General features: G+C 47.4%; 20 protein-coding genes. 7 read left to right on the top strand and 13 right to left on the bottom strand.

Annotation, left to right across the window (positions count from 1 at the left end; all coding sequences use genetic code 11):
* Nucleotides 1-131: 131 nt before the first annotated feature.
* From murI to alaS, 5 genes are all read right to left on the bottom strand, one after another.
* Entirely contained in the window at nt 132-974 is an 843-nt protein-coding gene (murI, locus tag GJR95_RS23450) for a glutamate racemase (RefSeq protein WP_162388172.1), read from the bottom strand.
* A complete protein-coding gene (locus tag GJR95_RS23445) occupies nt 974-2401 on the bottom strand; it encodes an amidohydrolase family protein (protein WP_162388171.1) in 1428 nt (475 codons plus the stop codon). Before GJR95_RS23445 ends, murI begins: the two co-directional genes overlap by 1 nt.
* 22 nt (nt 2402-2423) lie before the next feature.
* On the bottom strand, nt 2424-2654 hold the full coding sequence (locus GJR95_RS41870) for a type II toxin-antitoxin system death-on-curing family toxin (protein ID WP_198424731.1): 231 nt from the start codon (nt 2652-2654) through the stop codon (nt 2424-2426).
* Between the two features lie 147 nt (nt 2655-2801).
* Nucleotides 2802-2996, bottom strand: coding sequence for a DNA-binding protein (locus GJR95_RS23435; RefSeq protein WP_162388170.1), 195 nt, complete (start codon nt 2994-2996; stop codon nt 2802-2804).
* 19 nt (nt 2997-3015) lie between these two features.
* The gene (gene alaS, locus GJR95_RS23430; RefSeq protein ID WP_162388169.1) at nt 3016-5673 is read right to left on the bottom strand and encodes an alanine--tRNA ligase; all 2658 of its coding nucleotides are present in this window, start codon (nt 5671-5673) and stop codon (nt 3016-3018) included.
* Nucleotides 5674-5817: 144 nt separating this feature from the next.
* On the opposite strand from alaS, the gene GJR95_RS23425 reads away from it, so the two are divergent.
* Nucleotides 5818-6171, top strand: a complete 354-nt coding sequence (locus tag GJR95_RS23425) for a MerR family transcriptional regulator (protein WP_162388168.1) — start codon at nt 5818-5820, stop codon at nt 6169-6171.
* A gap of 33 nt (nt 6172-6204) precedes the next feature.
* Here the strand turns inward: GJR95_RS23425 and GJR95_RS23420 are convergent, their stop codons facing one another.
* The 4 genes from GJR95_RS23420 to GJR95_RS23405 all read right to left on the bottom strand — a co-directional run bounded on the left by GJR95_RS23420 (nt 6205) and on the right by GJR95_RS23405 (nt 11161).
* Nucleotides 6205-6735 (bottom strand): HD domain-containing protein, encoded by a 531-nt coding sequence (locus GJR95_RS23420; protein ID WP_162388167.1) that lies wholly within the window; start codon nt 6733-6735, stop codon nt 6205-6207.
* 116 nt (nt 6736-6851) lie between these two features.
* Nucleotides 6852-7475 (bottom strand): DinB family protein, encoded by a 624-nt coding sequence (locus GJR95_RS23415; protein ID WP_232540837.1) that lies wholly within the window; start codon nt 7473-7475, stop codon nt 6852-6854.
* 308 nt (nt 7476-7783) lie between these two features.
* The gene (locus GJR95_RS23410) at nt 7784-9625 is read right to left on the bottom strand and encodes a cytochrome c peroxidase (RefSeq protein ID WP_162388166.1); all 1842 of its coding nucleotides are present in this window, start codon (nt 9623-9625) and stop codon (nt 7784-7786) included.
* A 69-nt stretch (nt 9626-9694) separates the two neighbouring features.
* Nucleotides 9695-11161: a hypothetical protein gene (locus GJR95_RS23405; RefSeq protein WP_162388165.1), complete on the bottom strand. Its 1467-nt coding sequence runs from the start codon at nt 11159-11161 to the stop codon at nt 9695-9697.
* 229 nt (nt 11162-11390) lie between these two features.
* On the opposite strand from GJR95_RS23405, the gene dprA reads away from it, so the two are divergent.
* On the top strand, nt 11391-12521 hold the full coding sequence (gene dprA / locus GJR95_RS23400; RefSeq protein WP_162388164.1) for a DNA-processing protein DprA: 1131 nt from the start codon (nt 11391-11393) through the stop codon (nt 12519-12521).
* A gap of 191 nt (nt 12522-12712) precedes the next feature.
* Nucleotides 12713-13705, top strand: a complete 993-nt coding sequence (locus GJR95_RS23395) for a glycoside hydrolase family 43 protein (protein ID WP_162388163.1) — start codon at nt 12713-12715, stop codon at nt 13703-13705.
* 81 nt (nt 13706-13786) lie between these two features.
* Here the strand turns inward: GJR95_RS23395 and GJR95_RS23390 are convergent, their stop codons facing one another.
* Nucleotides 13787-14110 (bottom strand): DUF4377 domain-containing protein, encoded by a 324-nt coding sequence (locus GJR95_RS23390; protein WP_162388162.1) that lies wholly within the window; start codon nt 14108-14110, stop codon nt 13787-13789.
* Between the two features lie 261 nt (nt 14111-14371).
* Between GJR95_RS23390 and GJR95_RS42860 the strand changes: the two genes are divergently transcribed.
* Nucleotides 14372-14494: a 30S ribosomal protein THX gene (locus GJR95_RS42860; protein ID WP_162388161.1), complete on the top strand. Its 123-nt coding sequence runs from the start codon at nt 14372-14374 to the stop codon at nt 14492-14494.
* A gap of 113 nt (nt 14495-14607) precedes the next feature.
* Here GJR95_RS42860 and GJR95_RS23380 read toward each other — a convergent pair whose 3' ends face one another.
* Nucleotides 14608-17193, bottom strand: coding sequence for a hypothetical protein (locus GJR95_RS23380; protein ID WP_162388160.1), 2586 nt, complete (start codon nt 17191-17193; stop codon nt 14608-14610).
* A 268-nt stretch (nt 17194-17461) separates the two neighbouring features.
* Here GJR95_RS23380 and GJR95_RS23375 point away from each other — a divergent pair, with 268 nt between their 5' ends.
* On the top strand, nt 17462-18040 hold the full coding sequence (locus GJR95_RS23375) for a Crp/Fnr family transcriptional regulator (RefSeq protein WP_162388159.1): 579 nt from the start codon (nt 17462-17464) through the stop codon (nt 18038-18040).
* 144 nt (nt 18041-18184) lie between these two features.
* Here GJR95_RS23375 and GJR95_RS23370 read toward each other — a convergent pair whose 3' ends face one another.
* Nucleotides 18185-19108 carry an AraC family transcriptional regulator gene (locus GJR95_RS23370; protein ID WP_162388158.1) on the bottom strand — a complete coding sequence of 308 codons (924 nt, stop codon included), beginning with the start codon at nt 19106-19108 and terminating at the stop codon, nt 18185-18187.
* Between the two features lie 190 nt (nt 19109-19298).
* On the bottom strand, nt 19299-19754 hold the full coding sequence (locus GJR95_RS23365; protein ID WP_162388157.1) for a VOC family protein: 456 nt from the start codon (nt 19752-19754) through the stop codon (nt 19299-19301).
* A gap of 175 nt (nt 19755-19929) precedes the next feature.
* On the opposite strand from GJR95_RS23365, the gene GJR95_RS23360 reads away from it, so the two are divergent.
* Together GJR95_RS23360 and GJR95_RS23355 are read left to right on the top strand one after the other, a co-directional pair.
* A complete protein-coding gene (locus GJR95_RS23360) occupies nt 19930-20169 on the top strand; it encodes a hypothetical protein (RefSeq protein WP_162388156.1) in 240 nt (79 codons plus the stop codon).
* Nucleotides 20153-20758 carry a DinB family protein gene (locus tag GJR95_RS23355; RefSeq protein WP_162388155.1) on the top strand — a complete coding sequence of 202 codons (606 nt, stop codon included), beginning with the start codon at nt 20153-20155 and terminating at the stop codon, nt 20756-20758. Before GJR95_RS23360 ends, GJR95_RS23355 begins: the two co-directional genes overlap by 17 nt.
* Nucleotides 20759-20838 lie beyond the last annotated feature (80 nt).

Below are 20838 nucleotides of genomic sequence, written 5' to 3'. Positions count from 1 at the left end.
CCATCAAGGTCTGGCTAGAAAAACACCTGCTGAGGTGTACTGTACTCCTTTGCAAGTCGACGTAGAATCGGAAAACCTCAATTAAAAAAAGCAAAAACTGGTCCTAAATATAGGGAGCACTATATTAATCCCTACAGGGATAAATGTTCGGACCGAACAGGCTCTCCATAAAAAACGGTAGCCTGACGGTCAAAATCCTCCGTTGAGTCGGTGGTCAGGAACGTTCGGTGACCATACTGGCTGCATTGCGCTTCGATTTCAGGATGGCGATTCAGGTAATCGGCCAGGCTATCGGCTACAATACCGCCCTGACTTAAAATCGTGGTATTGGCGGGTGCATACTGCCGGATTTTGTTGAGTAAGAGCGGATAATGCGTACAGGCTAATAGAATCGTGTCAATTGACGACGATTGAGCCATTAACCGATCCATGTGTTGCTTCACGAAGTAATCGGCTCCGGAACTGGCATATTCGCCATTTTCGACCAGGGGCACCCACATCGGGCAAGCTTCCTGAAATACCTGTAACTCCGGAAAAAACTTGTCAATCTCGACTACGTATGACTCCGACGTGACGGTTCCGCGCGTCGCCAGGATACCAACATGACCTGTTTGCGAGTAATTGCCAATGACCTCTGTCGTTGGCCGGATAACACCCAATACGCGCCTGCTTGGTCCATCCAGACCGGGAGCTTGCATCGGTAAATCAAGTTGCTGAATATTGCGCAGGGCTTTGGCCGAAGCCGTGTTGCAGGCCAGAACGACCAGTCGGCAGCCCCGATCAAAAAGATGCCGGACACATTCGAGGGTATAGTGATAAACTGTATCGAAGGATCTGGTGCCGTAGGGTGTCCGGGCGTTATCGCCCAGATAAATGTAATCGTACTGCGGAAGCTTATGCACAATTTCGCGCAGAACGGTCAGGCCACCGTAACCCGAATCAAATACACCAATGGGTTGTGAGGATACTATCATTAGTACTTGCTGGCTTTCTTCTTCGCTTCGGCCAGTAAACCATCCAACGCCTTTCGATCATACACGGTTCCTCGCAAAATAACCGTATGAATGGCCTGGGTAGCCTCAATAGTCTCCAGTGGATTTTTGTCGAGCAACACTATATCGGCACTTTTACCCGTGGCAATAGCGCCAAACGTGGCTGTCTTTCCTAAGAAAACTGGTCCCGGAATAATGGCTGACTGAAGAGCTTGCAGCGGTGTAAGTCCGGCTTTTACGAAATAGGCAAGTTCGTGATGCAGACCGACACCCGGATATACATAGGAATTCAAAAAGCCCGCATCGGTTCCGGCCATGATCGTCACTCCCGCTTTATGCAACAGCGGAAGTAGTGAACTGGTTTTTTCGTAGAGGGCGTGCCGCTCGGCAATAGCGTCGGGACTATCTTTAGCCACCCGACTTACCCGCCAGGCATAGGTGTTTTTTAAGCCCTGCCCGATGTATTGTAAGTAGCTATCCTGCTGATGGTTGTCCTGATCCAGAAACGCAATTGTCCGGCTGATCGTGAGCGTTGGCACAACGAACGTACCATTTTTAGCCATCCGTCGGTAAACGGCCAGAGCGGTTGCTTCATCAAAACTCTGCGTAATCATTGGAGAAGCCAACCGGGTTGTCAACTGACCCGACATTACCTTTTCGGCAACTTCCTTATCGCGCGTCGACCCCGCTTTAAGCACATAGCTCATATGCTCTACCGAACCCAGACCAGCCGAAGAAACCTGATCCATTGTCAGGGCAAATGGTACGTGGCCCGAAGTTTTCATGCCCCGTTTTTTGGCTTCCTGAAGAATATACAGATAGATATCCGGCTTGATGGCATTATCGGTGATTTTCACGAAATCGACCTTTAGCCCTTGGAGGGAGTCGAGCATTTTATCTACCTCAGGCTTTGTACTGACTTCAATATCACCTATCCAGCTCGATTTATACCCTTCCAGTTTTGGGCCCGATGTAAACAGGGTTGGACCTGTCAGCTCGTCTTTTGCAATCTGATCGCGCCATTTTAGAACGGACGGGCTCAGATCGGCCGCGGCATCGCGAATGCCCGTAATTCCGTGAGCAATGTACAACGGAAAGAGATTTTTATTCTCCTCAATCAATGTATCGCCCCCGCCAAAATGGACGTGCATATCCCAAAGGCCCGGAATGATAAACTTCCCGGTTGCATCGACAATCGTTTTCGCCTGGAAATTCTTCAGTTGCGATTCATCGAATACGCCTACGATGGTTTTCCCACGGGTAGCGATCAGTTTCTTTGTCAGAATGGTGCCTGTTCGCACATCAATCAGCGAACCCGACTTGATCAGTACATCGACGTTCTGCTTTTGGGCATACGTAAACCCGGAGATTGTAAGCAGAAAAGTTAAGCCAAGCAGAAGGTTTTTCATTGTGAGTAGAATGAATGGTTGACTATAGAAGCTTTACATGTTCTTTTAACCAATCCGTAAATTGCTCCCTCGTTAAGGCTCCGTCTGCAACCTGTAGGATAAGTTTCTCCTGTTCATCAATTCTGGCTATGATTTCATATCCATTCAACACCAGGAGTACTTCCATAACAGCATGGCCAATTCGTTTATTTCCATCCACAAACGGATGATTGCAGATCAACAGATACCCAGTCAGAGCTGCTTTCTCAAACAAAGTCGGATATATAGCTTACAAATGTGGCAAAGGGCTGTATAAGGGCCGATGCAACCGCTTCCTGATTACGAATGCCCAAGCTCCCTCCTGACAGATGAATGATTCGTTCATGTAACAGGAATACCTCAGGAAGGGATAAACATTTCATCAAGCCAACCGTTCGTATAATGCCTTATTTTTCGTAAGGACATAAGCAATCGCCTGTTCCTGAACAGGCGATTGCTGCACTAAAGATTCTATTGTCTGTTTCAATAACTCATCCACCGTCAAGTGTACCGATTCAGCTTTAAGTTGCAGAGCCTCCAATTGTTGATCAGGAAACGTCAATTGTATGGTTGCCATAATTTTTCGTTTTGCTACTCTACCCCAGCAGTTCTTTACCCTGCGCCAGTGCGGCATCCAGACCCGACGAATCGGAACCGCCTGCGGTAGCAAAGAACGGCTGACCACCCCCACCGCCTTTGATATTTTTAGCTAACTCCTTAACAACCTGACCAGCATTCAGATTCCGCCCCTGAATCAGGGAATCGGGTAGCATAACCGCCAGTTGCGGTTTCCCATTGATGTCGGCTCCGAGCACTACGGCCAGATTGTCGACCTTCGCTTTCAGATCGTAGGCCAGTTGTTTCAACGCATCAGCCGAAGGTACATCCACCCGTTCTACCAGACGAGCGTGCCCGTTTATGGTTTCCACTTTCTCCAGAAGCAGGTTTTTCAGTTGCTGAACTTTCTCGTTCTGTAAGGCTTCGACCTGTTTTTGCAAAGAACTCCGCTCTTCCAGCAACGACTGTACGGCTTTTACGACATCTTTCGGCGCTTTCAGTAATTCTTTCAACTCCGAAACAACGGCCATCTGCTCATTGACCAACGCTTCGGCACCCGCCGACGTTTTGGCCTCTACCCGACGAACACCCGTCGAAACAGACCCTTCGCCGGTAAATTTGAACAGACCAATATGACCCGTTGCCGGAACATGTGTGCCACCACAGAGTTCGACCGAGTAGTTGGGATCGAAGGTAATGACGCGAACGAAGTCGCCGTATTTCTCGCCAAACAGGGCGGTTGCTCCTAAGGCCTTAGCCTGTTCGATCGGCACGTTGCGCTTTTCATCGAGTTTAATATCCTCCCGGATTTTCTCATTCACGATCCGTTCCACCTCAGCCAGTTGCTCGTCGGTCACTTTGCTAAAGTGCGAGAAGTCAAACCGCAGCGCATCAGGGCCAACATACGAACCTTTCTGAGCTACGTGCGGACCTAACACTTCGCGCAGGGCCGAATGCAGCAGGTGCGTGGCCGAGTGATTACTGCTGGTCAGGCCACGGCGGGCTGTGTTGATGACCGCATAAACCGTATCCGTTTCGGCCAATAGATCATCAATGCCCCTCACATCCTCAACGATATGAATGGTCAGGTCGTTTTCTTTCTTCGTATCCAGCACGGTCAATGTCCCGATCTGATCCGAACCGGCAAAGAGTTCCAGCACGCCCGTATCACCAATCTGTCCGCCCGATTCGGCGTAGAAAGGGGTTTTATCGAGCACTATCTGCACCTGCGTTCCCTGCTTATTCTTGATCTTGCGATACTTCACAAGCTGTGCATAGGCTTCAGGCTGATCGTATCCCACAAATTCGACCTTATCCGTTTCGGCCAGTTCAATCCAGTCACCAGCCGATGAGACAGCATCTTTTCTCGACCGTACTTTTTGTTCCTGAAGTGATTTCTGGAAACCGGCTTCGTCGATGGTGAGGCCTTTTTCGCGGGCGATCAGGGCCGTCAGATCAGCCGGGAAACCGAAGGTATCGTTCAGTTCAAATACCGTTTCACCTGGAATTTCTGACTTACCCTCGGTTGTCAACTGACCAATGATCTGATCGAGACGCCCTAAGCCCGTTCCAAGCGTACGCAGGAACGCAATTTCTTCTTCCCGAATGACCGTTGCTACGAAATCGCGCTGAGCATTCAGTTCAGGGAACACGTCGGCAAACTGCATGGCCAGTGTCGGCACAAGTTTGGTCATAAACGGCTCATTCATACCCAGGTACGAGTAGCCATACCGAATAGCCCGGCGCAGAATACGCCGGATAACGTAGCCTGCTTTGGCATTCGAAGGAACAAGTCCATCGGCAATGGCAAAAGACACTGCCCGGATGTGATCGGCAATGACGCGCATCGCTACATCCGATTTGTCCATCGTGCCACCGTATTGTTTCCCCGACAGTTCTTCAATGACACGAATCGTTCCCGAAAAGACATCGGTATCGTAGTTCGATTTTTTACCCTGAATGGCCATGCACAACCGCTCGAAACCCATGCCCGTATCAACGTGGCGGGCAGGCAGCGGTTCCAGCGAACCGTCGGCCTTGCGGTTGAACTGCATAAACACAAGGTTCCAGATTTCAACAACCTGCGGATGATCGGCGTTTACCAGTTCCTTACCCGGTTTTTCGGCGATTTCTTCGGCTGAGCGCAGGTCGACGTGAATCTCTGAGCAGGGACCGCATGGACCGGTATCACCCATTTCCCAGAAATTATCTTTCTTGTTGCCATAAATGATCCGATCTTCACCAACGATAGGCTGCCAGAGATCAAACGCTTCCTGATCGAAGGGGACATTATCTTTTTCATCACCCTGAAATACAGAAACATAGAGTCGATCTTTCGGCAATTTATACACCTCCGTCAGCAACTCCCACGCCCAGGTAATGGCCTCTTTCTTGAAATAATCACCGAACGACCAGTTGCCAAGCATCTCGAACATGGTGTGGTGATAGGTATCAAATCCGACATCTTCGAGGTCATTGTGTTTACCCGAAACGCGCAGGCATTTTTGGGTATCTGCCACTCGTTTAGACGGGGGCGTACCATTGCCAAGGAAGAAATCTTTGAACTGGGCCATGCCCGAGTTGTTGAACATCAGCGTTGGGTCGTTTTTGGCAACGAGCGGAGCCGAAGCAACAATCAGGTGTTCTTTAGAACGGAAGAAGTCGAGAAAATGCCGACGTATTTCGTGGGAAGTCATTGTGTTAGTCATTAGTCGACAGTCGATCAATCAGTAGTATCGCAAAACGCTACTAACGAACGGCTAACGATTACTGACCAACAACTGATTCGCAAAATTACGCCAAAACTTGCAGGTTTAACCGAACATCAGCAAGTTTGTCATATGGAAAGCACCGGCAAGTTTTATTATGGCATTAAGGAAGTGGCGGAGATGTTTGGGATCAATGCCTCGAAACTACGGTATTATGAAAAGGAGTTTCCGACACTCCAGCCCAAGAAAAACCGTTCCGGCGACCGGGTATACACGCAAGCTGACATCGATCACCTGAAAGAAATTCTGGATTTAATTGACAATCAGAAATTCACCCTGCCCGGAGCCCGCGAGTTTTTGAAGGAGCGCGACGCCCGCCGACGCGAGAATGCCCGTCATATTGTCAAACTCCAAAAAATAAAATCGTTTCTGGAACAGATGCGCGCCGGATTGGATAGGCCACAGGCTGATAGCGTAGCAGACTAAAAAGGGGAATTCCGGGCAAAGCTCACTGGCTCCCTATTTCCTGAACATAGGGAGTGGATTCAGCGGATGCCGAAAGAAGTTTTTCGTGGTTGCCCGAATGAGAAAAGCATGAAATCCTAAGTTCGGCAATTGCTTTCTGTTGGCTTCGATTTTTTGCTTATCGTAACCAAACGTTAACAAACCCAACGAGACATCGATCCAATCGGCCTTCCGAAAGTTTTCTACTGTTTCAGTAAATTCACCCTGGTATTTAGTCGTTTTATGGTGCCAATATATCATTAACGAAATTTCGTTTATCCAGTCCTTTTTATCCATTTTCGCCAAATAAATTTTGGCCTGCTCAACTGAAGGATCTAAATAATCTATGGTATGATTAGTCCAGATTCCAATATCATGAAATACGGTAGCGATTGCGTATTTTTCTTCATTTTCTTTTTTGTTGTCAATCAGTAAACAATTCAAGAAAACACGATATACGTGATTCCTATACTTTTCGTAATCTTCGCCAATAATTGGTTTAAATTTCTGTAGTATATCGTCAATTTCCTTAATTGAATTGTTCATCTTTTTTATAATTTATAACATAACAACAGGTCTATTAAAACAAAAATTTTCGAGGGCAATCTAAAGATTATAATGAGGCAGTAGCTCGTTTACAAATTTATTCCCACAGCTTTTTTTTAGTCTGCTCTTCGTAAACCAAAGTCATATCGTTCACCATGAATTCGCTTTAAAATACCCAATTGCCCACAGTGCCACATTGCATGCTTTATATTCCAGTCCAATGCATCAAACTTGGTTTTTGCAATCGGGTGTGGGATTGGCGTAGGTTCTAATTCGCGATCAAGATCTTCGACAGATAATGACTTAATTATGTCAATTGATTTTTTCTGCATAGTCACCAATTGACTTTGTAGCTCTTTCAAATCTACTTTCCCCGTCGAATTTTTAGGTGGCGCAGCGGTGTAAAATTCATCATATTTTTTTAGAGGAATTTTCTGAAGTATATCCATTTGGTGACCAGAAATAACCATAATTGAATGGTAATAAACGCTAACAATCAGGTGGCCAACCTGCCAGCTTACCGATGATTCAATTACTTCAGGTATATCGTCCCATTTTTCATAGGGTATTGAACTTATCAGTCTGTTCGTCCAATCGTAAGCAACCTCGGTTTGCTTGACAAAACTTTCAATTTGATTCATTTGATCTAAAGGAATGGGATATCTATAAATGAATGGGATAACATTATCAGCCCAATATACGTACTTTTTATTCGTCATTTGTAAGCCGAAAAGAATCATAGTCGAAACGATTCATTTCGGCATAATCAGCCTACAATTATGCCTACAGGTCTGGGCGATCAACTCCGTATAGTTGATGAGCTGACTACCAGCTTTGAGTTTAACGGTTGAGTGAGGTTATGCTGCTTAAACCTGACCTTCGCGGGTTGAGTAACCGCATTTGGCCTGAACAACGAGGGTTGGAGAAACCTCGGCTTGTCGGTTTTGAGAAACCGACACCACATCACAACATCAACTTCTTTTCTGACGAATTCACCAACCAATAACGACATCGATTTATGAAACGATGTCGTACAACCAGGCCCAGATCACAACGCCTTCATAAACGCGACCAGTGCGGCCTGTTCCGTTTTTGTCAGATCCAGTTTTGAATCGGGTAAGGTCTGATTAGGGAGGCTGAAACCCAGGCCATTTCCCCCACCCTGATTATAAAAATCGACAACCTGTTCGAGGGTTTGATAAACGCCATTGTGCATGTATGGAGCGGTTTTCGCCACGTGCCGAATTGTAGGTGTTTTGAAGGCATGCTTTTGAAGATCCATAGCCGTCGTTTTAAATTTCCCTACATCAGCGTCAAGTTGATGATTAGCCGGAGTAGCGGGCGTCCCTAATACTTCGCTTTCGGTTTTGGCGAACATTGGCGGAACGGTTCCGTTGAATAGCGGAAAAAAATGGCAGGTAGCGCACTGTCCTTTGCCCATAAACAGGTTGAATCCGTGTTTCTCTTCGACTGTAAGCCGGGCCGGTTGATGTCGGCCAGCGTCGTTCCGCAGATACCGATCAATCCGGGAATCAAGACTAGTTAGTGAGCGTATATAGCTGGCAAGGGCGTTTTTGACCGTATATTCCGTAACGCCTGCTTTGTAGGCTTTGACGAAGCGGTTGCGGTATTCATTCCGTTGTTGCAGGGCACGAACCGCAGCAGGCAGCGAACCGTGCATTTCAGTCTCATTGGCAATAACGTCGCTGGCCTGATCTTCCAGGAACACGACTCTGGAGTCCATAAACTGCACGGCCTGCAACGATGCATTCAGGAGCGTAGGGGCATTTCGTTTACTACGTGCTCCTGCTACTCCCAGACTCGTAGGTTCACCGTCCGTAAACGCACGTTCTGGCTGATGGCACGATGCACAACTACGTTTTGAATTACCCGAGAGGATCGGATCATAAAACAATAACTTACCCAGCGCAACACGTTCGGCAGTTGGTCGGTCATCGTTCGAATTGACGAAAAAATTGCTATCGAACGCGTCAGGGTCGGTCAAGGTTCGTGCCTGCGCTGACAGAAAACGACTTTCCTGAAAAACAGGGATGTTCAGCACTCTTTGGGCATCCAGCAACAAACCACTTAGTACATTAGCCTGATTTGTAATAAAGGTCAAGCGGTCAAATCGGTTAAAATCGGGGCCACGGTTTAAGCTGGCAATAGCATCGGCAAAAACATGATCCAACTGAGCCGCTAGTCTGGCATCTTTTTCAGGCAGCTTGTAGAAACTTAGATGCTGCCGTAGACTTTCCAGTACCTGAACGGCCTCCGGCAATGAATGGCGGGCAATCGGCGAATCGAAACCGGCAATACCAAGCGAAATAAGCCGGAACACGTCCAGTCGCATGGCATCAAAAATATGGCTATCAGTCATCTCGTTCGTAGCAGCCACTTTGGTCAGCCGACCGACATTCGACACTACCAACGCTACCTGCACAACGGCTTCTGCCTGTTGCTCTGGATCATAGTGGAACACAAACTCTTCCAGTACCTGTAATCCTTCGGGTTGCTCTACCCTTTTATCGGCTTCGTCTACCTCAGGGAGGTTGGGGCCGTTGATACTTTTGGCCGTTTCGGGGTTGTATAATTCAGTTAGAAACTCAACCCGTTTATAGCACAGCCGCGCTTCCAGAAAAGCCTGCTTCCAGGCTGCCACAGGGCGTTTTTCAACAATGACCCGTTGTAGCGTCCTCACCGCTGAATCGAGCAGCGCGATGTCGCTTATGTATTGCGTCTGAACCCGTTGCAGGGCAGTGGGTCGGGGCCGAAACAATCCATATAGACCTATGAGAAATAAGAGTCCGGCAACAAGCGCAATTATCCACCACGCATTCGGTTCAGCAGTCTTATGGGCAGGTACTGGACGATTTTTTTCCGAGATCATATCGATGGTTAAGCAAAAAGCCTGACCAGCAAAAGACCAGTCAGGCAGTGTACTTCTATAAAACGATGCTTAACGCGCTAAACCTTTAATAATCACTAGCTGGCTGCCCTGGTTTTCGTCGGGCCGTTTGGAGCCACCATCTACTTTCTTGTATTTATCGTCCCGCCAGGAATGGGCCTGCAAGCCAACGGAGAACGTATTCGGAACGCCAATCACATCTGAAATATCGATCATTCCACTGATTTCCCAGGCACCTTTGGCCGATGTTCCGCCCACATTATATTTAGCAGCATCTGCTTCTGTCCGGCGGTGGTCGATCATCAATACTGGTTTTAACTCACCCGTCTTGAAGCTATACTGATACAGATACGAATCGTGGGTTTCGTCGCCGTAGCCATTCGGGTCTTCCTGAATGTAGGCATAGTTTTCAGTAACCGTAATGTTGTCAGGGTCCTGAAAAGTTTTGGCTATTCCATTCCGATCGTCGCCATCGAGCAGCAATTCGAGTGAGCCTTTTGTTGGATCAGCAGCATCAAGCGTCAATTTATAAACCCGGCCGTATTTCGAGCGCGAGTAATCGGCATTAACACCCGTAGTTGCCTGCCCCGTCACGGTAAAATAGACCTCGCGGGCTTTAGAGGCATCGCTCCCTTTGCCATAATCGACATCCTCAACCCGACCAAACTTAATGGCTTTCAGATCATTGACCTTCCGATTGATCTGATCACCTGTCAACGTCTTGTGGTCATCGATCCTGGCAAACTCAACCGGATATTTTGTACCAGTTTTCATGTCCATTTCTTTCTGGTTACCATCGGTGCGCTTCATCATATAAAGCGTTCCGTTTTCCAGATCACCCACTGTGTTCGACACATACATTGCTACCTGGCCGCCGTATGTATCTGAATCGTCGTCACCAATCAGGATAATCGTTTTCCCAGAAAACGCTGTTTTGGGAAGTGGCACGGCATTTTCGGCACTCCACCGTCCCAACCCTGCCACTTCTTTTGATAAACTGGCCGATCCAACACTGCCGTATGGATCCAGTGCGTGGGTTCTTGATTCCTGTCCACTTTCGCCACAGGTCAAAAATTTTGGCCCGAAGCCATGAATTTCGGGAGTAGCCATCGTTGCCGAACAAAGGCGCCAGATACCCCCATCGGAGTTGAGCAGGTATTCACCTTTAACGGGTTTAAAGGTTTTGTCCAGGGTCAGGCGGGATACGGCGAAATTATCCTCATTGTTGACCAGCATCATGTAGGTTCCGTCGGTATTTTTCAGGATGCCCGTCCCATCGGCAGAGCCACCGAAAATATAGCCCGGCGACTGATCTAATTTATCATCGCTACTGATGAGCGAAAATATTTCAAGGCTTTCAAAACCAGCCTGTTTCTTCGCTAAAACCGGCGTAACGGACTGATTTTTCAGGACAACCTCGGATGTTGTTATACTTGGATTTTCTTCGTTGTTACAAGCTGCCAGCGCAAAAAGCACGAGCAAAGCCGATGAAGATACTATGGGTTTATGGATAAGCATGAGCAGATAATTGAACGGATAAATTCTCAGCTACAAAGTAACCGTCTGCACGTTACCCGAAGATGAAGTCAATGTTATGAGAATGCTATCATTAAAAAGACATTAAAGACTTATTCGTTGAAGAAAGCCTGTTTTTCGGTTAAACTGGTTTTTAACGCCAGAAATCCGTAAGCTTGTAGAAGTCATCACTGAGTCAATTCCCGTATACAAATTCAGCTTTTTATCATTCGTGCCCACCGATACTCAATCCCAATTAGCCCTCACCCTCGTTCCGGGGGTTGGCAGCATTCTTATTCGACAACTGGTTAGTTACTGTGGTTCAGCTACCGAGGTGTTTCGGTCTCCGTTGGCTCGCCTGATGAAAGTTCCGGGCATTGGCGAAGTCACGGCTCGTGCTATTCTCAAGCCGGGTATTCTGGAAGAAGCCGAACAGGTTATGAAACGTGTTGAAAAGTTGGGAGCAACAATACTGTTCTATACCGATAAAGACTACCCGACACGGCTCAAAACCCTGTATGATGCCCCGGCTCTTCTGTATTTTCAAGGATCAGGAAATCTAAACGCTCCCCGAACAATTGGTCTGGTAGGCACGCGGCAGGCTACCGAATACGGCCGGCGCATCACCAATGAAATCATTGAAGCGGTTGCCCCTTATGGCGCTAACGTCATTAGTGGGCTGGCCTACGGCATCGACATTGCTGCCCATCGTGCCAGTCTGGCCAACAGCTTACCGACCATTGGGGTGATGGCCAGCGGTCTGGACATTATCTACCCGAATGTACATCAGAAAACGGCGCAGGATATGCAGATTTTGGGCGGATTGCTGACCGAAAGTCAACCAGGGACAAAACCAGATGCCCACCTGTTTCCAGCGCGGAACCGCATCATTGCCGGTCTGAGTGATGCCATTGTGGTGGTAGAGGCAGCCGCGAAAGGCGGGGCATTAATAACGGCCGAATATGCCAACAACTACCATCGTGAGGTATTTGCCGTACCCGGCCAGTTGAATCAGACGTTTTCGGCGGGTTGTAATAAACTCATTCGCGAAAATAAAGCGCAGATTTATACCAGTCCGAAAGACATTATTGAAGCGCTTAACTGGGACCGGCCTGACAATCCACCCTCGTCTACTGGATTACGGGCAACCTCGGCACCTGCACCTGCTTTGCCCGTGGACATTACGGAAGAAGAAAGTCAGATTATTGCCCTGCTGCGTCAGGTTAATGACTTACACATCGACGACCTAAGCTGGAAAAGCCAGATTCCGATGGGCCGACTGGCGTCTTTGCTCCTCAGTCTTGAGTTTCGTGGATTTGTTCGATCACTTCCCGGCAAGAAGTACGCTGTGATTTACATTTAACCAGTTTGTCTTATTAGTGAAGGAGGAATCAAGGAAGGGCGTGCCACGGTTTTGAACCGTGGCACGCCCTTCCTTGATTCCTCCTTCCATGCCTAACACCATACTAAAACCTCCCTGCCAATTCAACTGGTAATTCCGAATTCGGTTTACTTTTGTCCTCCCATTTCTCTTGTTCCTTAATTACTCTTTGTATGTCTATACGTCGGTACGCTCTATTTCTCGCTTTATTCACTTTCCCTTTTATCGCTTTACAGGCTCAGAAATCAACCGTAAAGAAATCAGGGAATCCTGTTTTTCCGGGCTGGTACGCCGATCCGGAAGGGGTCATTTTCAAGAACCAGTACTGGATTTATCCAACTTATTCGGCACCTTACAACCAACAGACATTTTTTGACGCGTTTTCATCGCCAGATCTGGTAACCTGGACAAAGCATAGCCGGATTCTTGATTCAACTGCCGTAAAATGGGCAAAACGCGCCATGTGGGCTCCTGCCATCATTGAAAAGGGCGGGAAGTACTTTCTATTCTTTGGTGCGAACGATATTCACGATGAGCAAAAAGAGATCGGTGGCATTGGCGTTGCCGTTGCCGACAATCCCGCCGGACCATTCAAGGATTATCTGGGCAAACCGCTCATTGGTCTGATCCGTAATGGAGCCCAACCGATCGACCAGTTTGTCTTTAAAGACAAAGACGGCCAGTATTACATGCTGTATGGCGGCTGGGGACATTGCAACATTGCTCGTTTAAAAGACGATTTTACGGGTTTTCTTCCTTTCTCTGACGGCACTCTCTTTCGGGAGATTACGCCGAAAAATTACGTGGAAGGCCCTACGATGTTCGTCCGTAATGGCAAGTATTATTTTATGTGGTCGGAAGGAGGCTGGACAGGTCCTAATTACTCCGTAGCCTACGCGGTGTCCAACTCGCCGTTTGGCCCGTTCGAGCGGGTAGGAAAAATACTTCAGCAAGACCCGACTGTTGCCACCGGTGCTGGCCATCATTCGATCATTCAGGTGCCCGGCACCGACGAATGGTATATTGTTTATCACCGCCGGCCCTTAACGGAAACCGATGGTAATCACCGCGAAACCTGTATTGACCGGCTCTATTTTGATGAGAAAGGGGCTATTAAGCCAGTTAAGATTACGGTAGAAGGCGTTGAGGCACGACGACTTAACTAATGTCTCTTCCAGATTTTTAGTTGGGTTTCAACCAGAATGCCCGCAGGTAGCGGGTATGGAATCCACCTGAAAATCTGGGCGTTACTGTCTATTTTTTTCAACAAGTTTGACCAAACTATAACGAAGATCTGAGGAATCGGCGGGCGGATTGTCGATTTTCTCTCGTTTGACAAGCAGTTTATATTCGAATCCAGCTTCATACGCAAAACCCTCAATATTCCCATAAAAGAGTTGCCAGCTAGTATCATTGTTTATTTTAACGAGTAAACATTTTTGGGGCGACACACCCATGCAGTCCTGCTGATGGTCGGCAATCTGCATCTCAACTATAGCTGGTTTTACAGTATTCTTATCACAACTCAAAAATACAAGCAGAAGAAATCCTAAAGAAAATACTTGCTTCATACACTGCGTAAAGATTATGAGTTCAATTGTAGTGACTCATTTAGAAGGCTCCCCGTTGTAATAACTCGCTTCTTTTCTCCAACTATATCTGTTTTTTGCCACCTGCCAAATTTACTACTTCCATAGCTTTAGTCGCATTAGCCGTTGTAAGTAGGGCCAAAACCCTGACGCGTATGTAGATTAACTGGTAAGGATCAAAAAATTGCCGTATCTTTAACTATTACCCGTCAAAGAAAAAATAAAACTAAACCAGTTAGAGCTATGGGAAAAGGCGATATAAAGTCACGCAAAGGAAAAATTGCAAGAGGCTCTTACGGCATGACCCGCCCTCGGAAACCTGGTAAGTCGGCTGCTCCCAAAGTGGAGCCAGAGCCTACGGTTTAATATGTAGTACGCTAATAGAGCAAAAAATTGGTCGGTCTGAATGATAGCGTGATTTCTATCATTCAGACCGACCAATTTTTTTACTGGAATTTAAAATCAGACAGTTACACGCATCATCGCGTTTTCGCCTTCGAAGCAGGTTTCACAGGTTCCGAAGTGGGTGGTACAGTAGGTTCGGGTGCAGATGCTGGCTCTGTACGCTGGGTACGCCCTTCCTTAAAAGCAACGAATCCAATCAACCCAATCAATAACACATTGCAAATCAGGTCGATCATATCACCGGTTTTGGCCAGTGGAGGCTCAAACCGGAATTCGATGGTATGCTTTCCGGCCGGAACACGCATTGCACGGAGGGCGTAGTTGGCCCGAAGATGGGGAGCTGGCTTACCGTCGATAAACGCCTGCCAGTCTTCATGGCCCCGATAATACACTTCCGAGAACACCACCAAACCATCGCGAACGGCATTCGCCTGATAGATCAATTTATCGGGACGGTAACTTGTCAATTCAATCGTGCTGCCAGTATGATCCATCGTGGCGGGCAGATTACCGAGTTCATGAGCAAATCGCTTATCGACCACGGCTGAATCGCGCGTGCTGAGCTTTTGCATAACGGCCATTTCCTCATCGGCATTGTTAACCTGCTGCACTGTTTTAACAAACCAGGCCGCTCCCAATACACTCGGGTTTGGCAAAGCAATTGGTCCGGCTGGTGCCTGCTGCGGATTGGCTGGATTCGATTCTCCGGGCCGAATCACGTACTTCGCATTCAGCATATTCAGGATATTCAGGAAATTAGGCTGGAGCGCGAACGTCATCAACTCGTTGTAACGACGCAAACGGGTTGTATTATAACCACCAATCGAGCGGTGAAAATAGGAAGCCCGGTTGCTTTCCATGAACGATTCGGTTTGATCCATCACCCGGAAACCGAGGGATTTATCCTGAAGAATCTGCTGATCGGCTGAAGTAGGTTCAAAGATCGTTGCGACCTGAGCTTTTGGTACGAAATCAGCATTATTCAGGAATCGCTTATCGACCGAAAACAAATCGAATATGACAATTGCCGACAGGATTGGATAAAATACGACGGCTTTGATTTTATTCGTCAAAAACAGCCATAACGTTCCGGCAGCCAACAGGATCAGAATTACCGACCGGAACGCATCAGAACGCAACATACTCTGCCGGTCGCTAATGAGTGCTGCCTGAAAATCTTTAGCCGCTTCGCCAAAGTAGCGGGATAGCATATCGACGTCATTGGGTTTCTGGAACGTAAAGAATGTACCGCCCAGCACAGCCAGAATAAGCGCCACACCAGCCGTTAGCCCCAGACTGATCAGGAGCGGCTGCCGCAGTTGAGCCAGTGTCAGTTTTTGATTTACAATAGTCTGTATACCCAAAACTGCCCCGGCCGCCAGAAATAGCTGTGCCAGACAGAGTGCCATTGTCATAGCCCGGAACTTGTTCAGATAGGGCAGGTTATCAAATAGCAATTCATTAAAAAACAGGAGGTTTTTACCCCAGGCCAGCATTATCATCAGCGCAGCCGCACTCAACAGCCACCAGCGAATTGCCCCCGGAATAACGAACATACCCAGCGCAAACAGAAAGAGCAGAGCGGCTCCTGCATAGGCCGGTCCGCCTAATATTGGCTGATCGCCCCAGTAGGTTGGCGCGCCCAATTCGGCCATTTGTTTAGCCGAAGCGGGGTCGACCCCCCGGCTCGTCATCGCTTTATAAAATTCCGAATCCGTTGTCAATCCGCCAGCCGATCCCCCACCGTAAACATTCGGAACGAGTAGTGTCAATGTCTCGGCCTTGCCATAGCTATACAGAAACGCATAGTCTTTATCCAGACCGCCTTTCGATTCGCTGCTGGGAGTTTTGCCGTCTGGATTCGTTGTTTTGGCCGTCAGTTCCGATTGGCCACGAATTGTTTCTTTCGTGTATTGATTGAGAATGAGTAAGCGTTTTCCAAAACTACCCGCAGCCAGCCCACCTGCTATGGCTAAAGTTGCCAGCCCAAGGGCTAGCTGGCGTCCCTTTCCTGCCCGAATCAGGGCAATTCCTTCAATGAGTACATACAACCCAATGGTCATGAACAGGTAATAGGTAATCTGGATGTGGTTCGCGCCAAACTCCATGCTCAGGAAGAGCCCCATCAATGCGGCACCAACCCAGTATCGTCCGCGTAAAGCCAGAATTACACCCGCCAGCATACCCGCACCGTAACCCATGGCAAAGAGTTTGGAAACGTGTCCCGCTTCGAGACTAACGATACCAAACGTACCAAAGCCATAGGCAGCAGCGCCGAGTGCAGAGAGCCATGCATTGCAGCCCATTACAACGAGCAGAATATACATGCTCAACATGACGATGAATACAATGCTGGCCGTATTTGGCAACACATTGACAACGCTCATCACGGCTTTATAGATCAGAATGTATGGGTAATTGTAATCGATCATATAGCCCGGCATACCGCTGAAAACAGCATCGGTCCAAAGGGGTTTCTCGCCCGTTTCTTTCGTAATCTCACGGATTTCGCGAGCCGACGCAGACGCTTGCTGAACGTCGCCCATCGATAAGGTTTTGCCTGACAGCACTGGCGAGAAGTAGATTATAGCCAGCACCAAAAGAGCCAGCACAGCGATCAGGTGTGGGCGAAGGCGTTGAAATAGGGTTGGTTGGTTCATAAAGTAAACTAGTACGTAGCCCAAAGATAAGGCTTTGTACCAAAACGGCGGAAAGACCGCACTATTTTGCCAGTCTGCACACGACCCGTATGCGTATATACATCGTGTAACAATAAAAAATGGGCTTATTACCCGATACTTTTCAGGCCTTTCTTATATTCATAGGCCTTTCGCCTGGAGCCGTGCCACGGTTACTGATACTACTTGTGATAACCGTGGCACGGCTCCAGGCGAAAGGCCTAATTCAATTTCCTAACCTCCCGAAACGTTGGAAAAAGACGCCCTAAAAAAAACAGTTTTCCGAACATACCCTCTAAACGATGACGAGTGGGATGCCTTCGCCAATTGCTGGCATCCGGTTAGCTATAAGCGTAAAACCGTACTGACCCGCGCCGGAGACATTGAGCATTATCTCTATTTTGTTCAGGATGGTGTGCAACGGGCATTTTATCTGAGCGAGGATACGAAAGAAACGACGCTGGTCTTTTCCTATACAGGTTCTTTCTCGGGTGTCGTCGATTCATTTCAACTCCAGCAGCCTTCACGATATTATCTCGAAACACTGACTAACAGCCAGTTACTCCGTATTTCTTATCCAGACTTCACCCAGCTTCTTGACGAATACCCTCGTATTGAGCGCTGGGTACGACTGGCTTCGGCCCAGGTTTTAGCCGGGCTTCTGGAGCGCCAGATTGAATTGGCGACGTTCACGGCAGAAGAAAAATTCCGGATTTTGCTGACCCGGAGTCCGCACATATTGCAGCTTGTTCCGCAAAAATACCTGGCGTCTTACCTGGGGTTAGACCCTACTACGTTCAGTAAGTTATTGAAATTGGTTCGGTTATGAGAATCCCTACAAGTACTCTTCCAATTTCTATTTTATACAGAATAATCATGAAAGTAATTGATTACAAACCTATACGATTTCAAAAACCGTATAGGTTTAAATTGGCCGAGTACTAGTACGAAAAAGCATGTTTCTCCCTGATAATCAGCGATGAGCACTACGCCTGAATTCAGCCGGGGTAATTCCGGTGTTTTTTTTGAAGAACAGGTTGAAATTGGATTGCTCAGCAAAGCCAATGCTAAAGCCGATATCCTGCAAGGTCCAGTCTGTTTGTAACAACAATACTTTGGCTTCTTCCAGCAAGCGACTACGGATATGAGTGCTCACGTTCTGACCCGTGTGTTTTTTAAGCAGGGCATTCAGATGGTTCGGATGAACAGCCAGATTACTGGCAAATTCTTTAGCCGTTTTTAGTCGGATAGGATTCGTATAATTGATATGAGCAGTCTCCTCTTCCAAAAGATGAAAAAACGCGTGGATATGCCTGAATTCGTCCGAAACAGTATCGGGCTTAGGAAACTGGGCGACCCGAATGCTCTCGATCATTAACAGTTGCAGATAAGCCTGAATGGCATCTTCCCAAAGCGAATTACCTGATAGTTCCTGCTGGTGCATCAAAACAAAAAACTGATTCAGAGCCGTAGCATCCTGCACTGTTAGTCGAATAACACTTTTTTCCTTGTTGGTATAAAGCGCATATTTATCGATGGTCGCTTTTAGTTGTGGATGATCCTGAATATATCCTTTCTTAAATAAACAGTAATAGCCACCTACTTTTTCGGAGAGGTTTTTCCAGGAAATAATATCATTGGGGTGAATATACAAAATGGTCGGCTCGTCGATGTAATAGGTGTTCTGCCCCATTGTAAAAACGCCTGCACCTTCCGTAATCAGCAAAACCTTATAAAAATCCCGACGATTTGGCGAAAGATAGTTGCGGCATTCATACTGCTCGCGGTTAAATATCCGAACAGACCAATCTTCGTAATATTCCCGGAAAACCGGGATTAGATCCGGAATATTGCGAAGCATGTCAATCGTTTTGGCATCTAGTGTTAGCTGCTGCATGGGGCCGAGATTACAGGCAGCTCGAAATACTACCTGACTATTTATCAATTACCATGGATAAAGATAACAGATAGACGAACGTTGAATGGGCAAATCGGATTGAAAAGAGACTAAAAAACCAACTATACCTCTGTGTATAGCTGGTTTTCATTAATCCTGACTGCGAAGCCAAAAGCCCAGGCGATACTTTTTAGGCCAGAATCTGCGCCAATTCGATCAGATTACCCCAGGGGTCAGAAAAAAAAGCCAATCGGCGGCCAATGACGGCCAAATCGAATGGTTCACCAACAAGCGTTACGCCCCGTCGGCGCAGTTCAGCGATGGTCTCATCTACACTGGCGACGTTGATACAGAAGTGGTGATATCCAGCCCGATGCAGGCTTTCATTCAGATCAGAATAATCGGGCTGCTGGCCGGGAGTGTCGCCCCCCAACAGTTCAACCCAGAAATTATCATCATTCGCCGGAGCAACATAGGCAAGGCTCAAATCACCGAATGGCCACTCATGAATGACCCGAAAGTCAAGTTTTTCAATGAACCAGCGTTTGCTGGCTTCAAAATCCGGTACTCGTAAAGCGACGTGGTTACCCTTCATGGAGGCAAACGGACTAGTGGTATTGAGGGCGGGAATGTGGAGCGTTTCCATAATTTTTGCGTTTATGATTGAATTGGGCTGATTGGTATCTGCCGTTTTGTTAAGACAAAGGTGGCGGATACCCGGAGGCTGGTGTTAGCCAGAAGCAAAGCAAAAATTATGAATATCAACGATGGGTTTTATCTTCATTTGGCCGGTAGAAAACTCAGCTACCAGCAACCTGTGAATGGACGAATCGATTGGTGGCGTGAAGTCAGGTTTGAGAACCGACACCACCACATTGACTGCATTACTGACTCATTCACCATTCAATAACGACAAGAAATCTGGAGATAAACCCTATTATGCTATCTGGTTTCCTGAAAAAGCCAACCAATTAAAAAATCTCGGTCTACGCCAAGATTTTTTGTTCATGGATCATTTACGTTTGTGCTATAAATCAACCGACTATGCCGCGCTTCACTAGTAAAACGTTGCTCCTTAGACTGGAAGAAGATGTACGTGAGCTCCGCCAGATTGCTGGGCAGGAGTTTCGTCATTTATCCGATGCCCGGTTTTTGCAGGCCCCTACGCCTGCACAATGGAGTGTCGCACAATGCCTTGAGCATTTGAATAGTTACGGCCTTTATTATATTCCTTTGATAGAAAAAGCCATCCAGACCGGCGAGCAGCATAACCTTACGGCAAAGGATGTTTTCAGTAGTGGCTGGCTGGGCAATTATTTTGCTGAATCGATGCGCCCTGGAGCAGATGGGGCCATTCGGTTAAAAATGAAAGCGGTCAAAAATCACACACCCGATGCGCAATTGAATCCACGGGATGTACTGACCGAATTTTCCCGGCAACAGGCGCAGTTGCAAAGCCTGCTCGAACGGGCGCAACATATTGACATTGGCAAACTACGCATCCCGATTTCTATTGCCAGCTGGATTAAGCTGAGTCTGGGTGATACGTTCCGGTTTCTGATTGCCCACGAACAGCGGCATGTGCTACAGGCTCAGAAGGTATTGAGTGCCCTGTCGTCGCTGGAAACGGCTAACCCAATCAGTCAATAGGTTGATTCATAAGCACTTTATGGTTGACAGGTACACGTTAACTGAACTTCTAAACGAATCCGATTCAAATATTAATTCCG

Source organism: Spirosoma endbachense (assembly GCF_010233585.1).
Lineage (GTDB): Bacteria > Bacteroidota > Bacteroidia > Cytophagales > Spirosomataceae > Spirosoma > Spirosoma endbachense.
Note: the sequence above shows the minus strand (reverse complement) of the source record. Positions and strands in the feature narration are given on the sequence as shown.